Below are 23,016 nucleotides of genomic sequence, written 5' to 3' on the forward strand. Positions count from 1 at the left end.
CGGGCGGCCCTGTCGGTTCACCCGGCCCCGGGCCCGTCCGGCCCGGGGCCGCTGGGCGCGGTCTGGGAGGATGACGCCATGAGCGAGGCCACCCCCACCCGCCCCCGGCAGGTGACGATCGCCGGCTGGCTCATCATCGTCGGCTCCGTCGTCGTCGTGCTGGCGGTCTACGACCAGATCACCCGGCTGACGTCGCTGGAGACCCGGGAGACGATCGAGACCTTCCTCGGCGAGCCTCCCGGCGACGGGCTGGGACTGGAGACCACCGACGTCGTCGCGCTGCTGCGCGTCACGGGCATGGTCACCGGAGCCTGCGCGGCGGCCGCGGCGGTGCTCGGCTGGTCGGTGCTCCAGCGCTCCAAGCCGGCGCGCCTCGCGCTGGCCGTGCTCGCGGTGCCGCTCTTCCTCGGCGGGCTGGTCAGCGGGGGCTTCACCTCCTCCCTGGTCGCGGTGGCCGCGCTGCTGCTGTGGCTCCAGCCGGCGCGCGACTGGTTCGACGGGGTCACCCCGCGCCAGCGCGACGACGAGCGCGCGGCGGCCGACCGGGCCGCCGACCGGGCCGCGGGTCGCACCACGCCGCCGGGTGGATCCGACGGGCCCGCGCCCGGTGGGTGGCCGCCGGCGTACCCGCCCGTCGGCTCACCGCAGGACCCGCAGGACCGGTCCGCGGGCCAGACGCCGGGTCCGGGGGCGGAGGCGCCCGCCCCCCGGAGCGGGCCGCAGGTCGACGGGGAGCAGGGCCAGCCGGCGCCGTGGACCGGCTTCGGGTCGGCGGCGGCCTCGCGCCCCGACCAGCAGGCCCGGCCCGACCAGCGGGTCACGCCCTACGTCGGCCACCCCGTGCCCGGGCGCCCGTCGCGACGGCCCTCGGCGGTGGTGTGGGCGTGCTCGCTGACCTGGGCCTTCAGCGGCCTGGTCGCGCTCGGCATGGTGCTGACCGCCGCGGTCATCGCGGCCGCGCCCGACATGCTCTTCGACGAGGTCTACCGTCAGAATCCCGCCCTCGCCGACGCCGACCTCAGCCGCTCCGACCTCACCACGGCGGTCTACGCCATGGCCGGGGTCGTCGTGGTGTGGGCGGTGGTCGCGAGCGTCGTGGCCGTGCTCGCCTTCCGCGGCAGCAACGGCGGACGCCTCGGGCTGGTCGTCTCCTCGGCCCTGGCCGCCGGCCTCTTCCTGGTCACCGCGGTCACCAGCCTGGTGATGGCGCTGCCGCTGGCGGCCTGCGTGGCCACCGTGGTGCTGCTGTCGCGGCCCGAGGTGCGCCGGTGGTACGCCGAGCGGCGCACGGCCGGCCGCGCCCGGCACTGAGACCGCGGGCGGGTCCGGCGGGGCGCGCTCGCGGGTGAGCCCGGCGGGGCGCGCGGCGTGGGAGCATGCCGCCATGAGCGACCAGTACCCGCCCTCCGGACCCACCCCCTCCGGTCAGGACCCCTACGGCCAGCAGCAGCCGAACCCCTACGGCCAGCCGCAGCAGGGTCAGAGCCCCTACGGCCAGCCCCAGCCGCCGGAGAACCCGTACGGGCAGCCGCAGCAGGGCCAGAACCCGTACGGGCAGCCGCAGCAGGGCCAGAACCCCTACGGCCAGCCCGGCTACGGCCAGCAGCCTGACGCCTACGGCAGCACGCCCTACGGCACCCAGCCCTACGGGGCCGGCCCCTACGGCTCGGCCACCGACCCCGACAAGCGGCCCGGCCGCGTCACCATCGCCGCGGTGATCGCCCTCGTGCTCTCGGCGCTCGTGGCGCTGGTCTTCGGCTTCGTGACCGTCGCCGTGGCCGCCGCCCGCGACCAGATCGTCGACGAGCTCGAGCGCGAGCTGCGCAACCAGCCCGGCGCGGCCGACCTCTCGCCCGACGCGCTGGCCACGGCGGTGCTCGTCGTGTCGCTGGTCGTGGCCGTGTGGGCGGTGCTCGGCATCGTGTTCGCGGTGATGACGCTGCGCCGCTCCAAGGCCGGCCGGATCCTGCTGGTGATCTCCTCGGTCCTCACCGCGGTCGTCAGCCTGCTCGCGATCGGCTCCCTGGTCTCGGTGGTGACGCTGGCGGCCTCGATCGCCGTCGTGGTCATGGTCTTCACCGGCGGCGCCAACGACTGGTTCGCCCGCCGCGGCGCCACTCCCGCGCAGTACTGAGTCCTGCGCCGGCGCCCGCGCCGGCGCCGGCGACGGCCCGGGTCAGCGGGTCAGGTCGGCGGCGCCGAGGCGGGCGAGGCCCTCGGTGACCACGTCGGTGGTCTTGCAGAAGGCCCACCGCACGAGGTGCCGCCCGGCCTCGGGGTCGTCGTAGAAGCCCTGGAGGGGCACCGCGACGACCCCGGCCCGCTCGGGCAGCGCCAGGCAGAGCTCGAGGCCGTCGCGCCAGCCGAGGTGGGCGGTGTCGGTGAGGGCGAAGTAGGTGCCCTCCGGCACCCGCGGGTCGAGCCCGAGCCCGCGCAGACCCGCGCACAGCAGGTCGCGGCGCTGCTGGAGATCGGCGGCCAGGCGACGCGGGAAATCGGGCTCGTGGTCGAGGGCGTGGGCCACGGCGGGCTGCAGCGGCGCTCCCGAGGTGAAGGTCAGCCACTGCTTGGCGGCCAGCACGGCGCCGACCAGGTCGGCCGGCCCGGTGGCCCAGCCGACCTTCCACCCGGTGAACGACCACGACTTGCCCGCGCTGGAGAGCGTGAGGGTCCGCTCGGCCATGCCGGGCAGCGTCGCGAGCGGCACGTGCTCGTGGTCGTCGAAGACGAGGTGCTCGTAGACCTCGTCGGTGACCACGACGAGGTCGTGCGCGAGCGCCACGTCGGCGACGACCTAGAGCTCGGCGCGGGTCAGCACGGTGCCGGTGGGGTTGTGCGGGGAGTTCAGCAGCAGCAGGCGCGTGCGCGGCGTGACCGCGGCCCGCAGCGCGTCGGCGTCGAGGCGGAAGTCGGGGGCGCGCAGGGTGACGCCCCGACGCACCCCGCCGGCCATCTGCACCATGGCGTCGTAGGAGTCGTAGGACGGCTCGAGGAGCACCACCTCGTCGCCCGGGTCGAGCAGACCCAGCAGCGCGGCCGCGACGCCCTCGGTGGCGCCCGTGGTGACGACGACCTCGGTGTCGGGGTCGAGCTCGATGCCGTAGTGGCGGGCCTGGTGGCGCGCCACCGCCTGCCGCAGCGCCGGCACGCCGGGGCCCGGGGCGTACTGGTTGGCGCCCGCGCCCAGCGCCTCCACCGCCCGCGCGATCACCTCGGGCGGGCCGTCGACGTCGGGGAAGCCCTGGCCGAGGTTGACCGATCCCGTGCGTGCGGCGAGGGCCGACATCTCGGAGAAGATCGTCGGGGCGATCCCGTGGAGGCGGCGGGCGAGACGGGTGCGGGCCATGGCCGCCACGCTAGCCGCGGCCCCGGCACGGTTGAATGGGCCCGTGAGCCAGACCCCGCACGAGACCGACGCGACCCTCGCCGCCGACATCGACGCCTGCTGCCGCCTCAGCGGCACCTTCACGCTGCGCTCGGGCCAGACGGCCTCGGAGTACTTCGACAAGTACCTCTTCGAGTCCGACCCCGCGCTGCTGGCCCGCGTGGCCCGGCAGATGGTCGGCCTGCTGCCCGACGACACCGAGCTGCTCGGCGGCCTCGAGCTCGGCGGCGTGCCGATCGCGACGACCGTCTCGGGCCTCACCGGCCACCGCGCGCTCTTCGTGCGCAAGCAGGCCAAGGAGTACGGCACCTGCAAGCTCGCCGAGGGCCCCGACGTCGCCGGGCGCCGGGTGACGCTCATCGAGGACGTCATCACCACCGGGGGCGCGGTGCGCGACGCCACGCGGGCGCTGCGCGAGGCCGGCGCGGTCGTCGAGGTCGTCGTGTGCGCCATCGACCGCAGCCCGGCGGGCGAGAACCCGCTCGCCGACGTCGGCCTCGAGGTGCGCCCCGTGCTCACCAAGGCCCAGCTCGACGCCGCCCGGGGCTGACCCGGGGCCGACCCGGCCCTCGCACAGGCGCCGCTCAGGGGCGCCCTCTACCCTGCGAGCATGCCGCTCACCCCGCTGACCGCCGTGCTCTCGGCCTCCGACGCCACCGGCGCCGACCTGACCGGGTTCGCCGGCTGGGCCGTCGACGTGATGGAGAGGCTGGGGGTGGTCGGCGCCGGCGCGCTGATCGCGCTGGAGAACCTCTTCCCGCCGCTGCCGAGCGAGATCGTGCTGCCGCTGGCCGGCTTCACCGCCAGCCGGGGCGACTTCGGCCTGGTCGAGGCGATCGTGTGGACCACCGTCGGCTCGGTGCTCGGGGCGCTGGTGCTCTACGGCCTGGGCGCCGTCTTCGGCCGCGACCGCGTCTTCCGGCTGTGGAAGATGCTGCCGCTGGTCGACGAGAACGACTTCCTGCGCACCGAGGCGTGGTTCGGCCGCCACGGCCGCAAGGCGGTCTTCTTCGGCCGCATGGTGCCGATCTTCCGCAGCCTCATCTCCATCCCCGCCGGCGTCGAGCGGATGCCGCTGTGGCAGTTCCTGGCGCTGACCACGCTCGGGTCGCTGATCTGGAACTCCGTCTTCGTGGTCGCCGGCTTCCAGCTCGGCGAGCAGTGGCAGGAGGTCGAGCCGGTCGTGGCCTACCTGCAGTACGCCGTGATCGCGGCGGTCGCGCTCTTCGTGGCGTGGTTCGTCATCCGCAAGGTGCGCGGGCGCCGGGTCAGCGCGGGCTGAGCCCGCGCCCGGCGCCCGCCCCGGCGTCGTGGGCGGCCTCGGCGCGCGAGTGGCGGCGCGAGCGCCACCACTCCAGGGCGATCGGCACGGCGGTGAAGAGCAGGATGGCGAAGATGGCCAGGTCGATGTTGTCCTCCAGCCACGGCACCCGCTCGCCGAGGACGTAGCCGAGCACGGTGATCGAGAGCACCCACGCGACGCCGCCGACGAGGCTCCACAGGTAGAACGTCGCCCGCGACATCAGCGTGATGCCGGCGACGACCGTGACGTAGGTGCGCACGAAGGCGACGAAGCGCCCCGCGACCAGCGCCTTCTTGCCGTGGCGGTGGAAGAACATCTCGGTGTGGTCGAGGTGCTTCTTCTTGAGGATCCGTCCGTCGTGCTCGCGCAGGGGCGGCCCGAGACGGCGCCCGATCTCGTAGCCCACGACGTTGCCCAGCCAGGCCGCCGCGGTGAGCAGGGCCAGCGCGATCGCCAGCTCCACGGGCGGGGAGAAGGGGAAGAGGTCGAGCTGCCCGGTGGCGATGAAGATGCCGGTGGCGAAGAGCAGGCTGTCGCCGGGCAGGAACGGGAAGAACAGCCCGCACTCGACGAAGACGATCAGCAGGCTCAGCCAGAACAGCGCGCTCCCGAACTCCGCGAGCAGCCACTGGGGGTCCATGAGGTCGATGCCCAGGAACTGCGCCGACAGCAGCGGCGACGGCGCCGAGGAGAGCATCGACGAGAGCAGCGGCGACACGGCGGTGGTCACCCGACGAGCGTACTCGCCGGACTGCCGCTGGGACCGGCGGGTGAGGAGGGCTCTCAGGCGCGGCGTCGGGGTCGGTGGCTGCGGGGCCTAGGCTGCGCCGCGTGGAGCAGCAGCCGGGGGAGCGGGCCGACCGGGCCGACGAGGCCGACCGGCGGGCGCCGTACGACCCGATGCCCCACGGACCGGCCGAGGTCGGGGTCGGCCCCTGGGAGGGGCCCTGGCCCGAGGGGCCGGGGTCGGAGGTCTACGACGCCGAGCTGCTGGCCGCCGGCGACCGGCGCAACGTCGTCGACCGCTACCGGTACTGGTCGGTGGCCGCGATCGTCGCCGACCTCGACACCCGCCGCCACGACTTCCACGTCGCCATCGAGAACTGGCAGCACGACGTCAACATCGGCGCGGTCGTGCGCACCGCCAACGCGTTCCTGGCCGCCGAGGTGCACATCGTGGGCCAGCGGCGGTGGAACCGCCGCGGCGCGATGGTGACCGACCGCTACCAGCACCTGCGCCACCACCCGACCGCGGAGGACCTCGCGGCCCACCTGGCCGGGCTGCCCGGCGGTCCGGTGCCACTGCTGGGCATCGACAACCTGCCCGGCTCGCAGCACCTCGAGACGATGACCGTGCCGCGTCGGGTCTGCTTCCTCTTCGGCCAGGAGGGTCCGGGCCTCTCCGAGGGTGCGCGGGCGGCCTGCGACGGCACGTTCTCGATCGCGCAGTTCGGCTCCACCCGCTCCATCAACGCCTCGGCCGCCGCCGCGATCGCCATGCACGCGTGGGTGCGCACCCACGCCGACCTCGCCGGCGACGACGCCTGGCGCGGCTAGGGCGTCGAGGACCGCACGGGCCGGCAGCCCGCGTCGTCGCACACGCGCTCGGCGCGTCCGCGCGACAGCGTCTGGGCCAGGCCCAGCGTCCAGCAGGTCGGGCACCCGCGCCACGACACCACGGCCAGCGGCAAGAGCAGCAGCCACCACGCGCTCTGGCCCGCGAGGCCCAGCCCGGCGACGGCGAGCACCAGCCCCACCACGCCGCGCACGAGGTGCTCGGCCACCGAGCCGCTGGCGAAGAGCTCGCGCACCGGGTCGTCCTCGGGCGCGCGGGTGTCCTCGGGCGCGCGGGTGGTGGTGGTCACCGCCTCAGCCTAGGCGGCCCGTGGTCGAGGGAGCGCTCAGGCGGTGACGTCGCGGACCACGCGGTGGTGCACCAGCTCGGTGAGCAGCTCGCGGGCCGGGAGGTCGGTCAGCAGGTAGGCCCGGCCGGGGAGCCCGCCGAGGAACGAGCCGGGGGTGAAGGTCACGGAGTTCTCCACCCGGCACACCGACCCGTCGGGGCCCGTCAGCGGGGTGACGGTGGTGCGCCAGGTGACCAGGCCCGGCGCGCGCACCGCGGCGTCGAGCACCAGCCGGTGGCCGGTGGTCCCGCCCGAGCCGTGCGGGCCGGCGGCGACCACGCGCCAGAAGCCGGCCGTGTCGCCCGCGCGCAGCTGCGGGTGCTCCGGCACCGGCCAGCGGCGGCCCCGGCCCAGGGTGAGCCGGTCGATCGCCCCGCGGACGGCGAAGGGGGCGGCGTCGACGTACCACCGCTCGGCGGCGCCGGCCGCGGTGACCGCGCGCCAGGCGTGCTCGGCGCTGACCGGCAGGTCGCTGGCCCGGGTGGTGGTGCGCAGGGTGCTCCGTCGGTGCATGGGACCGAGGCTACGGGTGACCCGCACGGTCTAGGGTGGGCGGCGTCGCAGCCAGACCCCGCCCGAGGAGACCCGCCGTGCCCATCGCCACCCCCGAGATCTACGCCCAGATGCTCGACACCGCCAAGGAGCGGGGCTTCGCCTTCCCGGCGATCAACGTGTCGTCGTCGCAGACGCTCAACGCCGCGCTCAAGGGCTTCGCCGACGCCGGGTCCGACGGCATCATCCAGGTCTCGACCGGCGGTGCGGAGTACCTCTCGGGCCCCTCGGTGAAGAACATGGTGACCGGCTCGGTCGCCTTCGCGGCCTACGCCGCCGAGGTCGCCAAGGCCTACCCCGTCAACATCGCGCTGCACACCGACCACTGCCCGAAGGACAAGCTCGACGGCTTCGTGCGCCCGCTGCTCGACCTCTCCGCCGAGCGCGTCAAGGGCGGCCAGCTGCCGCTGTTCCAGTCGCACATGTGGGACGGCAGCGCCGTGCCGCTGGAGGAGAACCTCGTCATCGCCGAGGAGCTGCTCGCCAAGGCCGCCGCGGCCCACATCATCCTCGAGGTCGAGATCGGTGTCGTCGGCGGCGAGGAGGACGGCGTCGCCAACGAGATCAACGAGCAGCTCTACACCACCCCCGAGGACGCCCTCGCCACGATCGAGGCCCTCGGCGCCGGCGAGAAGGGCCGCTACATGACCGCCCTGACCTTCGGCAACGTCCACGGCGTCTACAAGCCGGGCAACGTCAAGCTGCGCCCCGAGATCCTCAAGGCCGCGCAGGAGGCCGTCGCGCAGAAGCTCGGCCTCGCCGCCGACGCCAAGCCCTTCGACCTGGTCTTCCACGGCGGCTCTGGCTCCTCGGCCGAGGAGATCGGCGCGGCCGTCGACTACGGCGTGGTGAAGATGAACGTCGACACCGACACCCAGTACGCCTTCACCCGCCCCGTCGCCGCCCACATGTTCAGCAACTACGACGGCGTGCTCAAGGTCGACGGCGAGGTCGGCAACAAGAAGGCCTACGACCCCCGTGCCTGGGGCAAGGCCGCCGAGGCCGGCATGGCCGCCCGCATCGTCGAGGCCTGCGAGCACCTGCGCTCCTCCGGCAAGGCCGTCTCCTGACCGCGCGCTGACCCGCGCTCGGCGCACTCAGCGCCCGACGACGCCCCGGCCGACCGGCCGGGGCGTCGTCGCGTCGGGACCCCCGCCGGGGACGCACGTCGCGCCCGGGGGACACAATGCAGCCATGAGCCCCGTGACCCCCGGCATGGACCTGATGGCCGGTCCGCCGCCCACCCACCTGCCCGCCGACCCCGCCACGACCGCGCTCGCCGCGGGCGAGTCGCCGACCGACGTCGTACGCCACCACCCGGCGTCCCCGTCGGCCTGGGCGGCGCTCGCCACCGAGGCCGCCGCGGCCGACGCCGACGCCGTGGTCGTCTACGCCTACTCCCGGGTCGGCTACCACCGCAGCCTCGACCTGCTGCGTCGCAACGGCTGGAAGGGCCACGGGCCCGTGCCGTGGGAGCACGAGCCCAACCGCGGCTTCCTGGTCTGCCTGTCGCTGCTGGCCAAGTCGGCCCGCGCCATCGGCGAGACCGACGAGTGGGAGCGCTGCCGCGACTTCCTGCGCGACTCCAGTCCCACCGGCTACGCCGCGCTCCTCGGCGACTGACGCGGCGGGCGCCACTTACTGACCGTTGAGATCACTGCCTGACTGTTGTGACAGTCAGGTGGTGCGAGCAACGGTCAGTAAGTGCCGGCCGTCGGCGGTCGCTGTGGAGAGCGACCGCTGCGCAGCGGCAGGCTCGGCCATGCTGGTCGCATGACTCCCGAGCTGCGAGCACTCCTCAGTGCCGAGGGCGGTCTCGTGACGCGTCAGGACGCGCTCGACGGCGGCCTGACCCCCTCCGCGATCACAGGTCTCCTGCGCTCCGGGGTCTGGCTGCCCGTGCGTCGCGGGGTGTACGTCGACGCCACGGTGTGGGAGGCCGCCGACGAGGACCGTGGCCGACCGCGTCTGCGCACCCGCGCGGCCGTCAGCACCATGCGCCGTGGGTGGGTGCTCAGCCACGACTCCGCGGCTCACGAGTGGGGCATGGCCCTCCTCCGGTGCGACGAGCCGCTCGTGCACGTCACCCGACCGGGCTACTCGAGCGCGTGGACGCGGTACGGCGTCAAGCACCACTACGCGCGCTTCGCCCCGCGGCAGGTCTGCCAGGTGGAGGACGTGCGGGTGCTCGACCGGGCTCGGGTGGCGGTCGACATCGGCAGGGAGCACGGCTTCCGGCACGGGCTCGTCGCCTGCGACTCCGCACGCCGCCTCGGCACATCGCTCGACGAGCTGTACTCGGCACTGTCGCCGATGGACCACTGGCCCGGGGTGCGTGCCGCTCGGGAGGCGGTGGACCGCAGCGACGCCGGCGCGCAGAGCCCCGCCGAGACGCTGGCACGGGAGCTCCTCGTCGAGCTCGGCCTGGGGACGGTGGAGACGCAGTTCCCCGTCCGTACGCCGCGGACGACCTTCTGGTGCGACCTGAGGATCGGCAACCACGTGTTCGAGGTCGACGGACGGGTCAAGTACGTGCCCACCGACCTCGGCGGCCTCGCCGACCGGAGTGCCCATGACGTCGTCTGGGAGGAGAAGCAGCGTGAGCGGCTGATCGCCGCCGAGGGCCTGGGCGTCTCCCGCATCTTCTGGTCCGACCTCTGGGGCTCGGCGCGGGCCGAGGCGCACGCCCGTCTGCGTCAGGAGTTCGCGGTCACCTGCGAGCGGTTCGGCCGCACCCTGTCGCCGCGTCTCGCAGCAAGCGCGGCCGCCCTGCGTCAGACGCGTTCCGCCTGACACGCCGCCTCGACGGCTCACCGTGCCGTGTGACATCCGCGTCTTACTGACCATTGGGACCACTGGCTGACCGTCATGACTGTCAGCCAGTAGTAGCAACGGTCAGTAAGACGCAGCGGCGGCCGCCTACGTCGGCGGGGTGAGCAGCCGCCGGACGGTGTCGGAGCCCAGGGCCAGGAAGAGCGTGGGCAGGCGCGGGCCGCGGTCGGCGTCGACGAGCAGGTTGTAGAGCAGCTTGAAGAACGCCTTCTGGTCGGCCTTGACCTGGTCGGTCGGGGCGTCGTCGAGACCCAGGCCCCGGCCCAGCTTCGGCACGCCGTAGACCAGCGTGGTGGTCTCGTCGAGGTCGAGACGGTCGGGAAGCCGGTCGAGGAGGTGGCGCAGCCACAGCTCCTCGTCGTCGCCGAGGCGGGCCAGCCGGGCGGCGTCGGGCTCGGTGCGCACGGTGGTGCGCTCCGACTCGGGGACGTACTCGCCGGTCCAGGTCATCGCGCGGCCCAGCCGCGGCTCGAGGTCCTCGACGGAGTCGTGGTCGTGGCCGACCTCGCGCACGATGCGGCTGATGAGGTCGGCGCTGCCCGCGGTCACGTCGGCCACCGACGAGAGCAGGCGGAAGGGCACCACGACCGCGGGCACCGGCAGGCGACCGGCCGTCGCGGTCGCGCTGGCGCGCTCGAAGGCCAGCACCTGCGCGTCGCGCTTGGCGGGGTCGGCGGCCTTGCGGCCCAGTGCGTCCCACTCGTCGTAGAGGCGCACGACCTCCGGGCCGAAGTCGACGTTGAAGGCCTGCTTGGGCTGGCGGCGCACGTAGAGCCAGCGCAGCACGGGTGCCTCGAGGATCTGCAGGGCGTCGGCCGCGGTCGGCACGCCACCGCGCGAGGAGGACATCTTGACCTGCCCGCCGGCGCCGACGAAGGAGTAGCCGACGAACGACGGGGCACGGCCGTCGTAGAGCTTCACCAGCTCCTTGCCCACGGTGTAGGACGACCCCGGGCTGGCGTGGTCGACGCCGCCGGGCTCGAAGTCGACGCCCTCGACGGCCCAGCGCATCGGCCAGTCGACCTTCCAGACCAGCTTGCCCTCGTCCTGGGTGCGCAGGTTGGTGACGCCCTCGTAGGGGCACGAGGTGCAGGTGTAGGCCAGGTCGGCGGAGTCGTCGTCGTAGGACGTGATGATCGTGGTGTCGCGCCCGCAGTCGCGGCAGTAGGGCTTGTAGGGGAAGCGCGCGAGGTCGTTGGTGGCGCCGAGGCCCGAGGGGTTGCCGTCGTCGCCGTCGTTGGCGACCGAGTCGGCGAGCGCCGCGGCCTCCTCGGCCGACTCGGCGGCCTCGCTGAGCGGGGCGGCCTTGGTGCGGTAGCGCGCCATCAAGGTCTCGATGCGGTCGCGCTGGGCCACGGCGTGCAGGATCTGCTCGCGGTAGGCCCCCGCGCGGTAGCGCTCGGTCTGGGAGACCTCGTCCATCTCCACGCCGAGGGCGCGCAGCGAGGCCACGAGCGGCTCCTTGAAGTGATCGGCCCACGAGTCGTGGCACTCCCACGGGTCGGGCACGCCCGAGAGCGGGCGCCCGATGTGGTCGGCCCACGACGGGTCCACCCCGGCGGGGACCTTGCGGAAGCGGTCGTAGTCGTCCCAGCTGTGCAGGTGGCGCACGGGCAGCCCGCGGCGTGCGAGCTCGTCGGCGACGAAGTGCACGGTGAGGAACTCGCGCAGGTTGCCCAGGTGCACCGGCCCCGACGGGCTCGCCCCCGAGGCGCAGGTGATCGGCCGCCCCGACTCCGGGGTCCAGCCGCCCTGCTCGGCGTGGCGCACGGCGTCGTCGGCCGCGCGGGTGACCCAGTCGACAGGAGCCTGAGGGGCCCCGTCTCGTGCTGTGCCTCGTGCCATCGGGGTGCTGCTCCTGCTCTCGTCCGTGACGCCCGCAGGGGCGCGTCGGACGGCGTGGTGGGACCGGTCGGGACGTCTCGCGGGCCCGCGGTGGGACGCCCCAACGCTACCGGAGCCGCGCTACTGGCCCGCCCCGGCCACGAGGAACCATGGCGGTGGGGGACGAGCGGCACTAACATGCCACGGATGCCCACCCGGACCCCCGCCACGCTGATGGCCGCCCTCGGCTTCCCCAAGCACGTGGACCGCCTCCACCAGCAGCTGCTGGGCCACTCCGGGCGCGAGCTCGTCTCGGTCGCGGCCGCGCTGCTCCAGACGCCCGAGGAGCTGATGAGCGCCCTCGAGCCGCTGTGCGACGCCGGCGTGGTGCGGGTGGAGGAGTCGCGGGTCTTCGTGGCCAGCGCCCCCGAGGTGGTCGCCCGCATCCTCGCCGCGCAGGCGGCGAGCGCGGCGATCGTGCAGGCCGAGCTGGAGAGCGTCGCGGCGGCCCTGCCGTTCCTCACCGGCAGCGGGGCCCGGCCCGCCGAGGGCGAGGTGCACGACGTGCAGCCGCTCGACGGCGAGATCAGCAGCGGCGGCAACCCGGTCCCGCTGCTCACCGCGCTGATGGTGCAGAGCCGCGGCGACCTGCTCTGGCTGCGCCCCGACCAGTGGCGCCACCCCTCGGAGGACGCGATGGGCGACTTCATCGGCGGCCTGGTGAGCGGGGGTCGCAGCTCGCGGGCGATCTATCCCGTGCGCGCGCTGACCGAGGCCCGCGCGACGCTCAACCACCGCGTCGAGAAGGGCGAGGTGATCCGGGTGCTGCCGACGGTCCCGACCCGCATGTTCATCATCGGCACGACCCACGCCGTGCTCCCCGAGCCGCTGGGCCAGGTCGACGAGCCGCGCTCCCTGATCCGCCAGCCGGGCCTGGTGAAGGCGCTGACCTACTGGTTCGAGGCGCTGTGGGACCGCGCGGCGCCGGTGAGCGCGCTGACCGGGGAGGCCGAGCCGCGCAGCGACATGCAGCGCTTCCTGGTGCAGCAGCTGGCCAGCGGCTCCCAGGACGAGCAGATCGCCCGCCGGCTCGGGGTCAGCCTGCGCACCGTGCGTCGCCGGGTCGCCGACCTCATGATCGAGCTGGGCGCCGAGTCGCGCTTCCAGGCCGGGGTCGAGGCGGCCCGGCGCGGCTGGCTCTGACGGTGCGTCAGCGGTGCGGCAGCACCATCGAGTAGGCGCCGGGCTCGAGGTGCCAGGTGCGCTGGCGCTCGGGGCCGTAGATCTCGCCGTCGGCGGAGCAGTAGAAGGGCTCCCCGGCGATGGAGACGGTGCGCCCGGTCAGGGAGATCACGTCGTCGCGCTCCTCGTGACGCCCGAGCAGCAGGCCCGCGGCGTACCCGAAGCGCGCCAGGGGGCCGATCGAGCGCGAGACCATCACGTCGAGGCACCCGTCGGTGGTCTCGGCCTCGGGGTTGAGCGAGGTGCCGCCGCCGACGTCGGAGCCGTTGCCGACGGCCACCATGAGCACGGGCTGGTCGAGGTCGACCACGCACTCGCCGTCGACCTCGACGCGCAGCCGCACGAAGGGCGGCTTGTACGCCGCGAGCGCCGCACCGATCGGGTAGCCGAGCTTGCCCAGGTTGACCTTGCCGACGCCGATCGAGCCGAGCCGGTCCTTCCACCGCGTGGCGCGGCGGCTGGCCTGCGCGCCGGCGCCGGCGTGGACGTTGTTGACGACGACCTCGCCGACCTCGTCGACGATGAGGTCCACGCGGCGCACCTCGCCGGTGAGCAGGACGCGGGCGGCCTCCTCGATGTCGAGGGGGATGTCGTTGCCGCGGGCGAAGTCGTTGCCGGTGCCCAGCGGCAGCAGGCCGAGCACGGCGTCGGCCAGCTCGTGACGGCGGTGGAGCGCGGCCACGACGGCGTGCATGCTGCCGTCGCCGCCGGCCACGACGATGCGACGCGACCCGGCGCGGTGCAGGACGCCGTTGAGCTCACCGGGGTCGGCGGTGGCGGCCACCTCGACGGAGGTCTCGGCGCGCAGGATGTCGAGGGCCCGCTCCAGGGTCTCCTCGTCCGACGTGCCGGCGCCGCTGTTGGTGATGACGAGAAGGGGCTCCACACGTCGACAGTAGTGGAGCGGGCGGTCGGGCGCCGACCTGCGGTAGCGTGTGGCCGCAAGAGCTCCGGTGCACTTGTGCCCGGGGCTCTCGCGTTTCCGCTCCGAGCGCGTCAGGTGCGCCGGGTCGGAGGAGTCCAGCACGCCTAGAAGCGGAAGTGAGCGAGCAGATGCCCGCGATCGCCATCATCGGTGCCCAGTGGGGTGACGAGGGGAAGGGCAAGGCCACCGACCTGCTCGGCTCCAGCGTCGACTACGTCGTGAAGTTCAACGGCGGCAACAACGCCGGCCACACCGTCGTCATCGGCCAGCCCGACGGCAGCGAGGAGAAGTACGCCCTCCACCTGCTGCCCAGCGGCATCCTGACCCCCGGCTGCACGCCGGTCATCGGCAACGGCGTCGTCGTCGACCTCAAGGTGCTCTTCGAGGAGATCGAGGGCCTCGAGGCCCGCGGCGTCGACACCAGCGGCCTGGTGGTCAGCGCCAGCGCGCACGTCATCGCCGACTACAACCGCACCGTCGACAAGGTCACCGAGCGCTTCCTCGGCTCGCGTCGCCTCGGCACGACCGGGCGCGGCATCGGCCCGACCTACGCCGACAAGATGAACCGCATCGGCATCCGGGTGCAGGACATCTTCGACGAGAAGATCCTGCGCCAGAAGATCGAGGGCGCCCTGGAGCTCAAGGGCCAGGTGCTGACGAAGATCTACAACCGTCGCGCCCCCTCGGTCGACGAGACCCTCGAGGAGCTGCTGCAGTACGCCGACCGGCTGCGCCCGATGGTCCGCGACACCGGCCTGCTGCTCAACCAGGCCCTCGACCGCGGCGAGACCGTGCTGCTCGAGGCCGGCCAGGCCACCCTGCTCGACGTCGACCACGGCACCTACCCCTTCGTCACGTCGTCGTCGGCGACCGCCGGCGGCGCCTGCACCGGCTCGGGCATCCCGCCGATGCGGATGGACCAGGTGATCGGCATCGTGAAGGCCTACACCACGCGCGTCGGCGAGGGCCCCTTCCCGACCGAGCTCTTCGACGACGCCGGCGAGCACCTGCGCAAGGTCGGCGCCGAGTACGGCACCACGACCGGTCGCCCGCGGCGCTGCGGCTGGTACGACGCCGTCATCGCCCGCTACGCCGCCCGCGTCAACGGCGTCACCGACTTCGTGCTCACCAAGCTCGACGTGCTGACCGGTCTGGAGCAGGTGCCGGTCTGCGTGGCCTACGACGTCGGCGGGGTCCGCCACGACGAGATGCCGGTCAACCAGACCGACTTCCACCACGCCGTGCCCATCTACGAGTACCTCCCCGGCTGGTGGGAGGACCTCAGCGCCTGCCGCACCTTCGAGGACCTGCCCGCCAACGCCCAGGCCTACGTGCGCGCGGTGGAGAAGATGTCGGGCGCGCGCATCTCGGTCGTCGGCGTCGGTCCCTCGCGCGAGGCGACCGTCGTGGTGCACCCGCTGGTCTGACCGGTCCGGGCGGGCCCGGCGCCGTCGCCGGGCGCCGTCGCCCGGGTGCGGCTCAGTACTGCCGCTCGGTCTCGGTGACGCGGTCGGCCACGGCCAGGACGACGTCGGGGTCGACCAGGGGCCACCGCGTGGCGGTGAGCAGCGACTCCTCCGAGGACCCGCTCGAGGACCCGTCGGCGGACCCGTCGAGCACGACGGCGCGCGGGCGCTCGACGCCGACGAGGGCCACCAGCTCGTCGGCGCCGTCGCCGTCGACGTCGGAGACCACGGCGTGCGGGGAGTAGTCGGCGTCGTCGTCGGCCGGTGCGAGCGCGCTCGCCCCGCCGAACCCGTCCTCCCACGACCACGCGCTCACCGCGAGGTCGGTGCCGACGTGCACGAGGGTGTCGGTGCCGTCACCGTCGAGGTCGGCCTGCCGGAAGACGCCGGTGCCGTAGCCGGGCTCGTCGAGCACCAGCGTCTCGCCGACCTGCTCGAAGGAGTCGCCGCGCGACACCAGGCCGCGCAGCACGGTGGTGCGGCCGAGGGTGTCGACCTCCACGAGGTCGTCGCGACCGTCACCGTCGAGGTCGCCGACGGTCCAGGTCGTCCTGGCACCCGGTGACCGCTCGACCTCGGCCCAGGTCGCCTCGCGCTGCCAGTCCTCGTCGGCGGTGCTGAGCATCACCGTGACGGTGGCGGTGTCGTCGAGGGCGGTGCCGACGGCGAGGTCGTCGCGCCCGTCGCCGTCGAAGTCCCCGAGCGCGGCGGTGCCGGTGCCGTAGTCGAACGTGCCGACCTCCTCGGCGGGCGGCACGACCATCAGCGAGCTGCGGCGCGGCGCGGGGTCACCCGCGTCGAGCGGGCCGGGCGCCACCGCCACGCGCAGGCTCGAGCCGTCGCCGTCGACGGTGACCCGGTCGAGGACGCCGTCGCCGTCGACGTCGCCCAGCACCGTGCGGGGGTTGACCTCCGCGACCCGCTCCGCGTCGCCGACGGCCGCGCCGTCGGAGCGCTGCAGCTGCCCGCCGTCGAGGTCGAGCAGCAGCAGGTCGCCGAGGCCGTCGCCGTCGAGGTCACCGCGCACGGCGGGGTCCTCGCGGGCCGGGGCGGGGTCCGCGGGCAGCGGCAGGCCCGCGGCGGCGGGGTCGGTCGCCGGGTCGGACGCGGTGTCGCGCGGCGCGTCGTCGGGCCACAGCAGCACGCCGGCGGCGACCGCACCCGCCGCGAGGGCGAGGCCGAGCCCGGCGGCCAGGCGACCCCGCCGCGGCCGTCCCGCGGGCGGTGGGGGCCGCAGGGCGGCGCCCGACCCGGTCGAGCGCTCGTGCCCGCCGAGGCGCCGCAGCTCCTCGCGCAGCGCGGCGGCCCCCGGGTGGCGGTCGGCGGGGTCCTTGGCCAGGGCCCGGGCGAGCACGGGGTCGAAGGCGGCCTTGGCCGGGTGTCCCTCCGGCAGCTGCGGCACGGGGGCAGAGACGTGCGCCATCGCGACCTGCACGTCGCTGCCGGCATAGGGCGGGCGTCCGGTCAGCGCCTCCACGAGCAGGCAGCCGACGGCGTAGACGTCGCTGGCGGGGGTGGCGGGGGCGCCCCGGGTCAGCTCGGGGGCGAGGTAGCTCCAGGTGCCGGCGACCGCGCCGGGGGAGGTGAGGCCGCTCGACTCGGTGAGCGCGACACCGAAGTCGCACAGGTAGACGTGGGGCCGGTCGAGCCGGTCGTCGCGCAGCAGCACGTTGGCGGGTTTCACATCGCGGTGCACCACGCCCACGGCGTGGGCCGCGACGAGGGCGTCGCAGACCTGCGCGACGACGGTGGCGGCCAGCTCGGGGCGCAGCGGGCCGTGCACGGCCAGGAGCCGGCCCAGGTCGCCGCCGGTGGCCAGCCGCGTCACGAGGTACGGCGACCCGGCGTGCTCGCCGTGCTCGTAGATGGCGATGACGTGCGGGGAGTCGAGCCGCGCCAGCACCGCCGCCTCGCGCTGGAAGCGGGCGGCGAAGGCGGGGGAGTCGGCGAGGGCGCCGCGCACGACCTTGATCGCGACGCGTCGCCCCAGGGAGGTGTCGGTGGCGGCGAAGACCTGGCCCATGCCGCCCACGCCGACGACGGCGTCGATGCGGTAGCCGCCCAGGGTGCTGCCGACGCGCAGGGGGCCGGCGGCGCCGGCGGGCCCGGTCACGGGACGGTCTGTCCCATCACGCTCTGCTCGAGGCGGTAGGTGAGGTCGGCGCTCCAGCTGGCCCACTCCTCGGTGTCGCCGAAGCGCTCGCCGTCGGAGCGCACGACGAGCACCTTCGCGGTGCGGTCGTCCTGCGGGCCCACGGCGAGCAGGTCGACGCGACCGTCGCCGTCGACGTCGCTGAGGGTGAAGCGGGCCTGGAGATCGCCGCCGTCGCCGGTGATGGAGTCGATGACGCCGGCGCCGACCGGGTCGCCGAGACCCTCCTCGCCGAGACCCCGCACGGAGACCTCGAAGTAGTCCTCGCCGGTGCCGGACACGCTCACCAGCTCGTCGTCGCCGTCGGCGTCGACGTCCCCCGCGAGCGCGGCGATGTCGAAGCCCTCCTCGCCGGTGCTGCTCGTGCCCTCGTCGAAGCCGTCGCCGGTGCCGAGGTAGAGGGTGGTGACCTGCTCGGGGTCGTCGGCCAGCGGGTCGGGGCTGGTCGAGACCACCACGTCGAGCAGGCCGTCGCCGTCGTAGTCGCCGGCCTCCACGGTGGGGGTCAGGTCCTCGCCGGGTCCGTCGATCTCCAGGAGCGGCTCGGCCTCGCCGAAGCCGTCCTCGCCCTGACCGTGGGCCACGAAGAACTCGTAGGGCCGGTCGGGCTCCCAGGCCAGCAGGAGCAGGTCGTCGAGGCCGTCGCCGTCCACGTCGCCGGCCCAGGGGGTGACGTTGCGGGCATCGCTGGGGCGGTCGATGTTGAAGCCGAACTCGCCGCCGTCGGTGAGCCCGGCGGCGACGTAGATGCGCCGCTCGCGCCCGGCCGGCACGTAGACCGAGACCACCTCGCTGAGACCGTTGCCGTCGACGTCGGCCAGCGTGATGGTGCGCAGGGTGCGGGCGCCCACGGCGTAGTCGCGCTCCGGCTGGGCCTCGAGCTGCTCGCCGTCGGAGAGCAGGCTGGTGGAGAAGAAGCTGTAGACGTCGCCCTGCTGGACGGGGTAGATCGACACGGCGTCGCCGAGGCCGTCGGCGTCGATGTCGCCGGCGATCGGGCCCTCCGGGGGCTCCGGGGCGGCGCTGGCCTGCTCGGTCGCCTCGGCCCCGCCGGCGCTGTCGCCGCCGTCGCCGTCGGTGCCGTCCTCGCCGGTGGCGGAGGAGGTCGACCCGTCGTCGGACCACGGCGTGGTGACCGCGAGCGCGGTGCCGCCGGCGACGAGCACGGCGAGGGCGGCGACGCCGGCCAGCACGACCGGACGCCGGCCCCGGCCGGCCCCGCCCGACGAGGCGCCCCGCCCCGTCGCGCGGCGCCGGCCCGGGGTGGCGGCGGCAGCGGCCGCGGCGGCCGCGGCTGCGCTGGAGCCCGAGCCGGCGGATCCGGAGGGGCCCGACGCCCCCGTGGGCGTGGCGGGAGCGGGCACGGGCACCGGGGTGATGCCGCTGCCGGGAGCGAGCGGGGTCGCCGCGGCGGCCAGGAGGTCCTGGCGCATGGCCTCGGCGTCGGGGTAGCGGTCGGCGGGGTCCTTGGCCATGCTGCGCGCCAGGATGGCGTTGGCCCACCGGGTGAAGTCGTCGCTGCCGGTGAGCTGGCGCACCGGGGAGGTCTGGTGGGCGATGGCGATCTCGACGTCGGAGCCGACGTAGGGGGCGGTGCCGGTGAGGGCCGCCCAGAAGAGGCAGCCCAGCGAGTAGAGGTCGGAGGCCGGGGTGGCCTCGCGGCCCTCGCCGCACTCGGGCGAGAGGTAGCTCCAGGTGCCGGCCACCGCGCCGGGGGCCGTCAGGTGGTCGGCCTCGTCGCCGGCGCGGGCGATGCCGAAGTCGCACAGGTAGACGTGGAGGTCGGCGGCGGTGGCGTCGCGCAGCAGCACGTTGCTGGGCTTGATGTCGCGGTGGACCACGCCGGCCCGGTGGGCGTCGGCGAGGGCGTCGGCGACCTGGGCGCACAGGGTCGCGGCCAGCCGCGGGGGCATGGGGCCGCGGGCGCGCAGCTGGCCGCCGAGGTCGCCGCCGGCGACGTACTGCGTCGCGATGTAGGGGCAGCCCTCGTGCTCGCCGTGGTCGTAGATCTCGATGACGTGGGGGGAGTCGAGCCGGGCCAGGAGGGTGGCCTCGCGGTCGAAGCGGCGCAGGAACTCCTCGGAGTCGCCCAGCTCGGCCGAGACGACCTTGAGGGCCACCTGGCGGTGCAGCGACAGGTCGGTGGCGCCGAGGACGACGCCCATGCCGCCCCGGCCGATCTCGTGGTCGATGCGGTAGCGGTCGAACTGGTCACCGGCGCGGGGGAGTGAGGCCATGGTGGGCGTCCTTCCCCCTCGCAGGCGACCTGAACCCCGCCGGGAGCACCCGGCTCACCGGGGTCGCTGCGGCGCGGGGCGCCGGCGGCGGCCACTACCCTGGTGCACCGTGACCGACCCCTCGCCCCAGGACCCGACCCACGCTCCGCCCCAGGCCGCGTCTCGCGACGGCGCCGACGGCGGGACCGGTCCCGCACCCCACGTGACCGGCACCGTGCCGACCGGTCCGCTGACCTGCCTGGTCGTGGGCCCCGGTGGTCGCGAGCACGCGCTGGCCCGGGCCCTGGCCCACGACGCGGGCGTCGCCGCGGTGCACGCCGCCCCGGGCAACCCCGGCATCGCCGCCGTCGCCACGCTGCACGACGTGGACGCGCTCGACGGCGAGGCCGTCGCCGACCTCGCGGTGTCGCTGGGCGCCGACCTGGTCGTCGTCGGGCCCGAGGCGCCGCTGGTGGCCGGGGTCGCCGACGCCGTCCGCGCCCGTGGCATCGCTGTCTTCGGCCCGACCCGGGCCGCCGCCGAGCTCGAGGGCTCGAAGGCCTTCGCCAAGGACGTCATGGCCGCGGCCGGGGTGCCCACCGCGGCCGCCCGGGTGTGCACCTCCGCGGTCGAGGTGCAGGCCGCCCTCGACGCCTACGGCCCGCCCTACGTCGTCAAGGACGACGGCCTGGCCGCCGGCAAGGGGGTCGTGGTCACCCTCGACCGTGACGAGGCCGTCGAGCACGCCGCACGCTGCGGACGCGTGGTGATCGAGGAGTTCCTCGACGGCCCGGAGGTCTCGCTCTTCGCGATCACCGACGGCACGACGGTCTACCCGCTCCAGCCGGCCCAGGACTTCAAGCGCATCGGTGACGGCGACGTCGGGCCCAACACCGGCGGCATGGGGGCCTACACCCCGCTGCCGTGGGCCCCCGACGACCTCGTCGAGGAGGTGCTGGCCACGGTGCTCCAGCCCACCGTCGACGAGATGGCCCGCCGCGGCACCCCCTTCGCCGGGCTGCTCTACGCCGGGCTCGCCCTCACCTCGCGCGGCACCCGCGTGGTCGAGTTCAACGCCCGCTTCGGCGACCCCGAGACCCAGCCGCTGATGGCGCTGCTCGACTCGCCGCTCTCGCCGCTGCTGGTCGGCGCGGCCACCGGCACGCTGTCCGACGTCGCCCCGCCGGCGTGGCGCCCGGGCGCGGCCGTCGGGGTCGTGATGGCCAGTCGCGGCTACCCGGAGACCTCGTCGTCGGGCGACGTGATCGTCGGGACCGACGCGGCCGAGGCCCTGCCCGACGTGCACGTCGTCCAGGCCGGCACGGCCCTGCGCGACGGCGACCTGGTGACCGCCGGCGGTCGGGTGCTCGCGGTCGTGGCCACCGGCGCCGACCTGGCCGCCGCCCGTCGGGCGGCCTACGACGGGGTCGCCTCCGTCGACTTCCCCGGCGCCCAGCACCGCACCGACATCGCTGCCGGTGCCGCCGCGGGAGGCGGCGGCGCCTGAGGCAGCGCCCGGCTCGAGCCGCCCGGGCGGTGGGCGAGCGACCTGCTCGAGACCCGCCTCCCCGCGGGCCCCGGCCCCTCCTGGGTCCTCCTCGGCACCGGGTGGTCGGCCAACCGGCTGGTCCGGCCGCCCCGCGCCGGGTGAGGGGCGAGGAGGTCCGGCCCCGCCGTCGGGGATCTGACGGGCGGCGCGACCGTGGGAGGATGAGGTACGTGACCGTGCCCAACGTCCTCGCCACCCGCTACGCCGCCGCCGACCTCGCCGAGATCTGGTCGCCCGAGCACAAGATCGTCCTCGAGCGGCGGCTGTGGATCGCTGTCCTCCGCGCTCAGCGCGACCTCGGGATCGCGGTGCCAGACGGCGTGGTCGAGGACTACGAGGCGGTCGTGGAGCAGGTCGACCTGGCCTCGATCGCCGCCCGCGAGCGGGTCACCCGCCACGACGTGAAGGCGCGCATCGAGGAGTTCTGCGCGCTGGCCGGCCACGAGCAGGTGCACAAGGGCATGACCTCGCGCGACCTGACCGAGAACGTCGAGCAGCTGCAGCTCAAGCAGTCGCTGGAGCTGCTGCGCGACCGGGCCGTGGCCACCGTCGCCCGGCTGGCCCGCCTGGCCGCCGAGCACCAGAGCACCGTGATGGCCGGCCGCTCGCACAACGTCGCCGCCCAGGCCACCACGCTGGGCAAGCGCTTCGCGACCGTCGCCGACGAGATGCTCATCGGCGTCGAGCGCGTCGAGGAGCTGCTCGCGCGCTACCCCCTGCGCGGCATCAAGGGCCCGATGGGCACCGCGCAGGACATGCTCGACCTGCTCGACGGCGACGCCACCAAGCTGGCCGCCCTGGAGCAGCGCGTGGCCGCCCACCTCGGCTTCGACCGGGTGCTGACCAGCGTCGGCCAGGTCTACCCCCGCTCGCTCGACTTCGACGTGCTCTCCGCCGTGGTGCAGCTGGTCGCCGGGCCGTCCAACCTCGCCACGACGATCCGGCTGATGGCCGGCAACGAGATCGTCACCGAGGGCTTCAAGGAGGGCCAGGTCGGCTCCTCGGCGATGCCCCACAAGATGAACACCCGCTCCTGCGAGCGGGTCAACGGCCTCGCGGTGGTCACCCGCGGCTACCTCTCGATGGTCGGCGAGCTCGCCGGCGACCAGTGGAACGAGGGCGACGTCTCCTGCTCGGTGGTGCGCCGGGTGGCCCTGCCCGACGCCTTCTTCGCCGCCGACGGTCTCTTCCAGACCTTCCTCACCGTGCTCGACGAGTTCGGCGCGTTCCCCGCGGTGATCCAGCGCGAGCTCGACCGCTACCTGCCCTTCCTGGCCACCACGAAGGTCCTGATGAGCGCCGTGCGCAACGGCGTCGGCCGCGAGAGCGCCCACGAGGCGATCAAGGAGGCCGCGGTCGGGGTGGCCCTCGACATGCGCCGCGGCCAGGCCGACAACGACGTCTTCGCCCGCCTCGCCGCCGACGAGCGGCTCGGCCTCACCACCGAGCAGCTCGACGCGCTCGTGGCCGACCCGATCACCTTCACCGGCGCCGCGGTCGAGCAGGTCGAGCAGGTCTGCCGGCAGGTGGCCGCGCTGGTCGAGCGGCACCCGGCGGCGGCGGCGTACGCGCCCGGCGCCATCCTCTGACCGACCCCACCACGGCGAGCCGCTGGCGCCGGCGTCGGCGACCGGTCACGATCGGGGGCGTGCCGGACACGGATGGG

Annotated in this window: 19 protein-coding genes and 1 pseudogene; 12 read left to right on the forward strand and 8 right to left on the reverse strand. The window is 74.7% G+C overall.

Going from position 1 to position 23,016, the window contains the following annotated elements:
- The first annotated feature begins 78 nt into the window (after positions 1 to 78).
- Both M3673_RS17160 and M3673_RS17165 read left to right on the forward strand, forming a co-directional pair.
- Complete coding sequence (locus tag M3673_RS17160) at positions 79 to 1,311, forward strand: hypothetical protein (protein WP_251535152.1); 1,233 nt, start codon at positions 79 to 81, stop codon at positions 1,309 to 1,311.
- 73 nt (positions 1,312 to 1,384) lie between these two features.
- A complete protein-coding gene (locus M3673_RS17165) occupies positions 1,385 to 2,134 on the forward strand; it encodes a hypothetical protein (RefSeq protein WP_251535154.1) in 750 nt (249 codons plus the stop codon).
- A gap of 42 nt (positions 2,135 to 2,176) precedes the next feature.
- Here M3673_RS17165 and M3673_RS17170 read toward each other — a convergent pair.
- Positions 2,177 to 3,346 (reverse strand): annotated as a pseudogene (locus tag M3673_RS17170) (pyridoxal phosphate-dependent aminotransferase).
- Positions 3,347 to 3,389: 43 nt separating this feature from the next.
- Between M3673_RS17170 and pyrE the strand changes: the two are divergent.
- A complete protein-coding gene (gene pyrE, locus M3673_RS17175) occupies positions 3,390 to 3,935 on the forward strand; it encodes an orotate phosphoribosyltransferase (RefSeq protein ID WP_228943131.1) in 546 nt (181 codons plus the stop codon).
- 60 nt (positions 3,936 to 3,995) lie between these two features.
- A complete protein-coding gene (locus tag M3673_RS17180; protein ID WP_193665602.1) occupies positions 3,996 to 4,667 on the forward strand; it encodes a DedA family protein in 672 nt (223 codons plus the stop codon).
- On the opposite strand, the gene M3673_RS17185 is transcribed toward M3673_RS17180, so the two are convergent.
- Positions 4,654 to 5,418 (reverse strand): DedA family protein, encoded by a 765-nt coding sequence (locus M3673_RS17185; protein ID WP_251535156.1) that lies wholly within the window; start codon positions 5,416 to 5,418, stop codon positions 4,654 to 4,656. The two genes, M3673_RS17180 and M3673_RS17185, sit on opposite strands and share 14 nt — an antisense overlap.
- Positions 5,419 to 5,588: 170 nt before the next feature.
- Between M3673_RS17185 and M3673_RS17190 the strand changes: the two genes are divergently transcribed.
- Entirely contained in the window at positions 5,589 to 6,245 is a 657-nt protein-coding gene (locus M3673_RS17190; protein ID WP_251535296.1) for a TrmH family RNA methyltransferase, read from the forward strand.
- Here M3673_RS17190 and M3673_RS17195 read toward each other — a convergent pair.
- Positions 6,242 to 6,553, reverse strand: a complete 312-nt coding sequence (locus M3673_RS17195) for a hypothetical protein (RefSeq protein WP_251535158.1) — start codon at positions 6,551 to 6,553, stop codon at positions 6,242 to 6,244. The two genes, M3673_RS17190 and M3673_RS17195, sit on opposite strands and share 4 nt — an antisense overlap.
- A 36-nt stretch (positions 6,554 to 6,589) precedes the next feature.
- The gene (locus M3673_RS17200) at positions 6,590 to 7,105 is read right to left on the reverse strand and encodes a DUF2867 domain-containing protein (protein ID WP_193665600.1); all 516 of its coding nucleotides are present in this window, start codon (positions 7,103 to 7,105) and stop codon (positions 6,590 to 6,592) included.
- Positions 7,106 to 7,182: 77 nt separating this feature from the next.
- On the opposite strand from M3673_RS17200, the gene fbaA reads away from it, so the two are divergent.
- The 3 genes from fbaA (at position 7,183) to M3673_RS17215 (ending at position 9,937) form a co-directional block, all read left to right on the forward strand.
- The gene (gene fbaA / locus M3673_RS17205; RefSeq protein ID WP_056863316.1) at positions 7,183 to 8,214 is read left to right on the forward strand and encodes a class II fructose-bisphosphate aldolase; all 1,032 of its coding nucleotides are present in this window, start codon (positions 7,183 to 7,185) and stop codon (positions 8,212 to 8,214) included.
- A gap of 124 nt (positions 8,215 to 8,338) precedes the next feature.
- Positions 8,339 to 8,767 carry a DUF3151 domain-containing protein gene (locus M3673_RS17210; RefSeq protein ID WP_082500095.1) on the forward strand — a complete coding sequence of 143 codons (429 nt, stop codon included), beginning with the start codon at positions 8,339 to 8,341 and terminating at the stop codon, positions 8,765 to 8,767.
- Between the two features lie 150 nt (positions 8,768 to 8,917).
- Complete coding sequence (locus M3673_RS17215; protein ID WP_251535160.1) at positions 8,918 to 9,937, forward strand: type IV toxin-antitoxin system AbiEi family antitoxin domain-containing protein; 1,020 nt, start codon at positions 8,918 to 8,920, stop codon at positions 9,935 to 9,937.
- Between the two features lie 126 nt (positions 9,938 to 10,063).
- On the opposite strand, the gene lysS is transcribed toward M3673_RS17215, so the two are convergent.
- Entirely contained in the window at positions 10,064 to 11,821 is a 1,758-nt protein-coding gene (lysS, locus tag M3673_RS17220; protein WP_251535162.1) for a lysine--tRNA ligase, read from the reverse strand.
- Positions 11,822 to 12,007: 186 nt separating this feature from the next.
- On the opposite strand from lysS, the gene M3673_RS17225 reads away from it, so the two are divergent.
- The gene (locus tag M3673_RS17225) at positions 12,008 to 13,003 is read left to right on the forward strand and encodes a helix-turn-helix domain-containing protein (RefSeq protein ID WP_251535164.1); all 996 of its coding nucleotides are present in this window, start codon (positions 12,008 to 12,010) and stop codon (positions 13,001 to 13,003) included.
- Positions 13,004 to 13,010: 7 nt separating this feature from the next.
- Here the strand turns inward: M3673_RS17225 and M3673_RS17230 are convergent, their stop codons facing one another.
- On the reverse strand, positions 13,011 to 13,928 hold the full coding sequence (locus tag M3673_RS17230) for a diacylglycerol kinase family protein (protein WP_251535166.1): 918 nt from the start codon (positions 13,926 to 13,928) through the stop codon (positions 13,011 to 13,013).
- Positions 13,929 to 14,095: 167 nt separating this feature from the next.
- On the opposite strand from M3673_RS17230, the gene M3673_RS17235 reads away from it, so the two are divergent.
- Positions 14,096 to 15,394, forward strand: a complete 1,299-nt coding sequence (locus M3673_RS17235; protein WP_056863570.1) for an adenylosuccinate synthase — start codon at positions 14,096 to 14,098, stop codon at positions 15,392 to 15,394.
- 52 nt (positions 15,395 to 15,446) lie between these two features.
- Here M3673_RS17235 and M3673_RS17240 read toward each other — a convergent pair whose 3' ends face one another.
- Positions 15,447 to 17,546: a serine/threonine-protein kinase gene (locus tag M3673_RS17240; RefSeq protein WP_251535170.1), complete on the reverse strand. Its 2,100-nt coding sequence runs from the start codon at positions 17,544 to 17,546 to the stop codon at positions 15,447 to 15,449.
- The gene (locus M3673_RS17245) at positions 17,543 to 19,822 is read right to left on the reverse strand and encodes a serine/threonine-protein kinase (RefSeq protein WP_251535172.1); all 2,280 of its coding nucleotides are present in this window, start codon (positions 19,820 to 19,822) and stop codon (positions 17,543 to 17,545) included. The genes M3673_RS17240 and M3673_RS17245 overlap by 4 nt, the downstream gene beginning before the upstream one ends.
- Before the next feature lie 229 nt (positions 19,823 to 20,051).
- On the opposite strand from M3673_RS17245, the gene purD reads away from it, so the two are divergent.
- Together purD and purB are read left to right on the forward strand one after the other, a co-directional pair.
- A complete protein-coding gene (purD, locus tag M3673_RS17250; RefSeq protein WP_251535298.1) occupies positions 20,052 to 21,308 on the forward strand; it encodes a phosphoribosylamine--glycine ligase in 1,257 nt (418 codons plus the stop codon).
- 203 nt (positions 21,309 to 21,511) lie between these two features.
- Positions 21,512 to 22,939, forward strand: a complete 1,428-nt coding sequence (purB, locus tag M3673_RS17255; RefSeq protein ID WP_156718034.1) for an adenylosuccinate lyase — start codon at positions 21,512 to 21,514, stop codon at positions 22,937 to 22,939.
- Positions 22,940 to 23,016: the final 77 nt, after the last annotated feature.

This window comes from Nocardioides sp. P86, assembly GCF_023712465.1.
GTDB lineage: Bacteria > Actinomycetota > Actinomycetes > Propionibacteriales > Nocardioidaceae > Nocardioides > Nocardioides kribbensis.

What these genes read in the sequence shown, in the direction of transcription:
- M3673_RS17225 (WP_251535164.1), top strand. Translation starts at nt 12,008, where the DNA reads ATGCCCACCCGGACCCCCGCCACGCTGATGGCCGCCCTCGGCTTCCCC.
- M3673_RS17215 (WP_251535160.1), top strand. Translation starts at nt 8,918, where the DNA reads ATGACTCCCGAGCTGCGAGCACTCCTCAGTGCCGAGGGCGGTCTCGTG.
- purB (WP_156718034.1), top strand. Translation starts at nt 21,512, where the DNA reads ATGAGGTACGTGACCGTGCCCAACGTCCTCGCCACCCGCTACGCCGCC.
- lysS (WP_251535162.1), bottom strand. Translation starts at nt 11,821, where the DNA reads ATGGCACGAGGCACAGCACGAGACGGGGCCCCTCAGGCTCCTGTCGAC.
- M3673_RS17200 (WP_193665600.1), bottom strand. Translation starts at nt 7,105, where the DNA reads ATGCACCGACGGAGCACCCTGCGCACCACCACCCGGGCCAGCGACCTG.
- M3673_RS17180 (WP_193665602.1), top strand. Translation starts at nt 3,996, where the DNA reads ATGCCGCTCACCCCGCTGACCGCCGTGCTCTCGGCCTCCGACGCCACC.
- M3673_RS17190 (WP_251535296.1), top strand. Translation starts at nt 5,589, where the DNA reads ATGCCCCACGGACCGGCCGAGGTCGGGGTCGGCCCCTGGGAGGGGCCC.
- M3673_RS17245 (WP_251535172.1), bottom strand. Translation starts at nt 19,822, where the DNA reads ATGGCCTCACTCCCCCGCGCCGGTGACCAGTTCGACCGCTACCGCATC.
- M3673_RS17210 (WP_082500095.1), top strand. Translation starts at nt 8,339, where the DNA reads ATGAGCCCCGTGACCCCCGGCATGGACCTGATGGCCGGTCCGCCGCCC.
- M3673_RS17165 (WP_251535154.1), top strand. Translation starts at nt 1,385, where the DNA reads ATGAGCGACCAGTACCCGCCCTCCGGACCCACCCCCTCCGGTCAGGAC.
- M3673_RS17235 (WP_056863570.1), top strand. Translation starts at nt 14,096, where the DNA reads ATGCCCGCGATCGCCATCATCGGTGCCCAGTGGGGTGACGAGGGGAAG.
- M3673_RS17160 (WP_251535152.1), top strand. Translation starts at nt 79, where the DNA reads ATGAGCGAGGCCACCCCCACCCGCCCCCGGCAGGTGACGATCGCCGGC.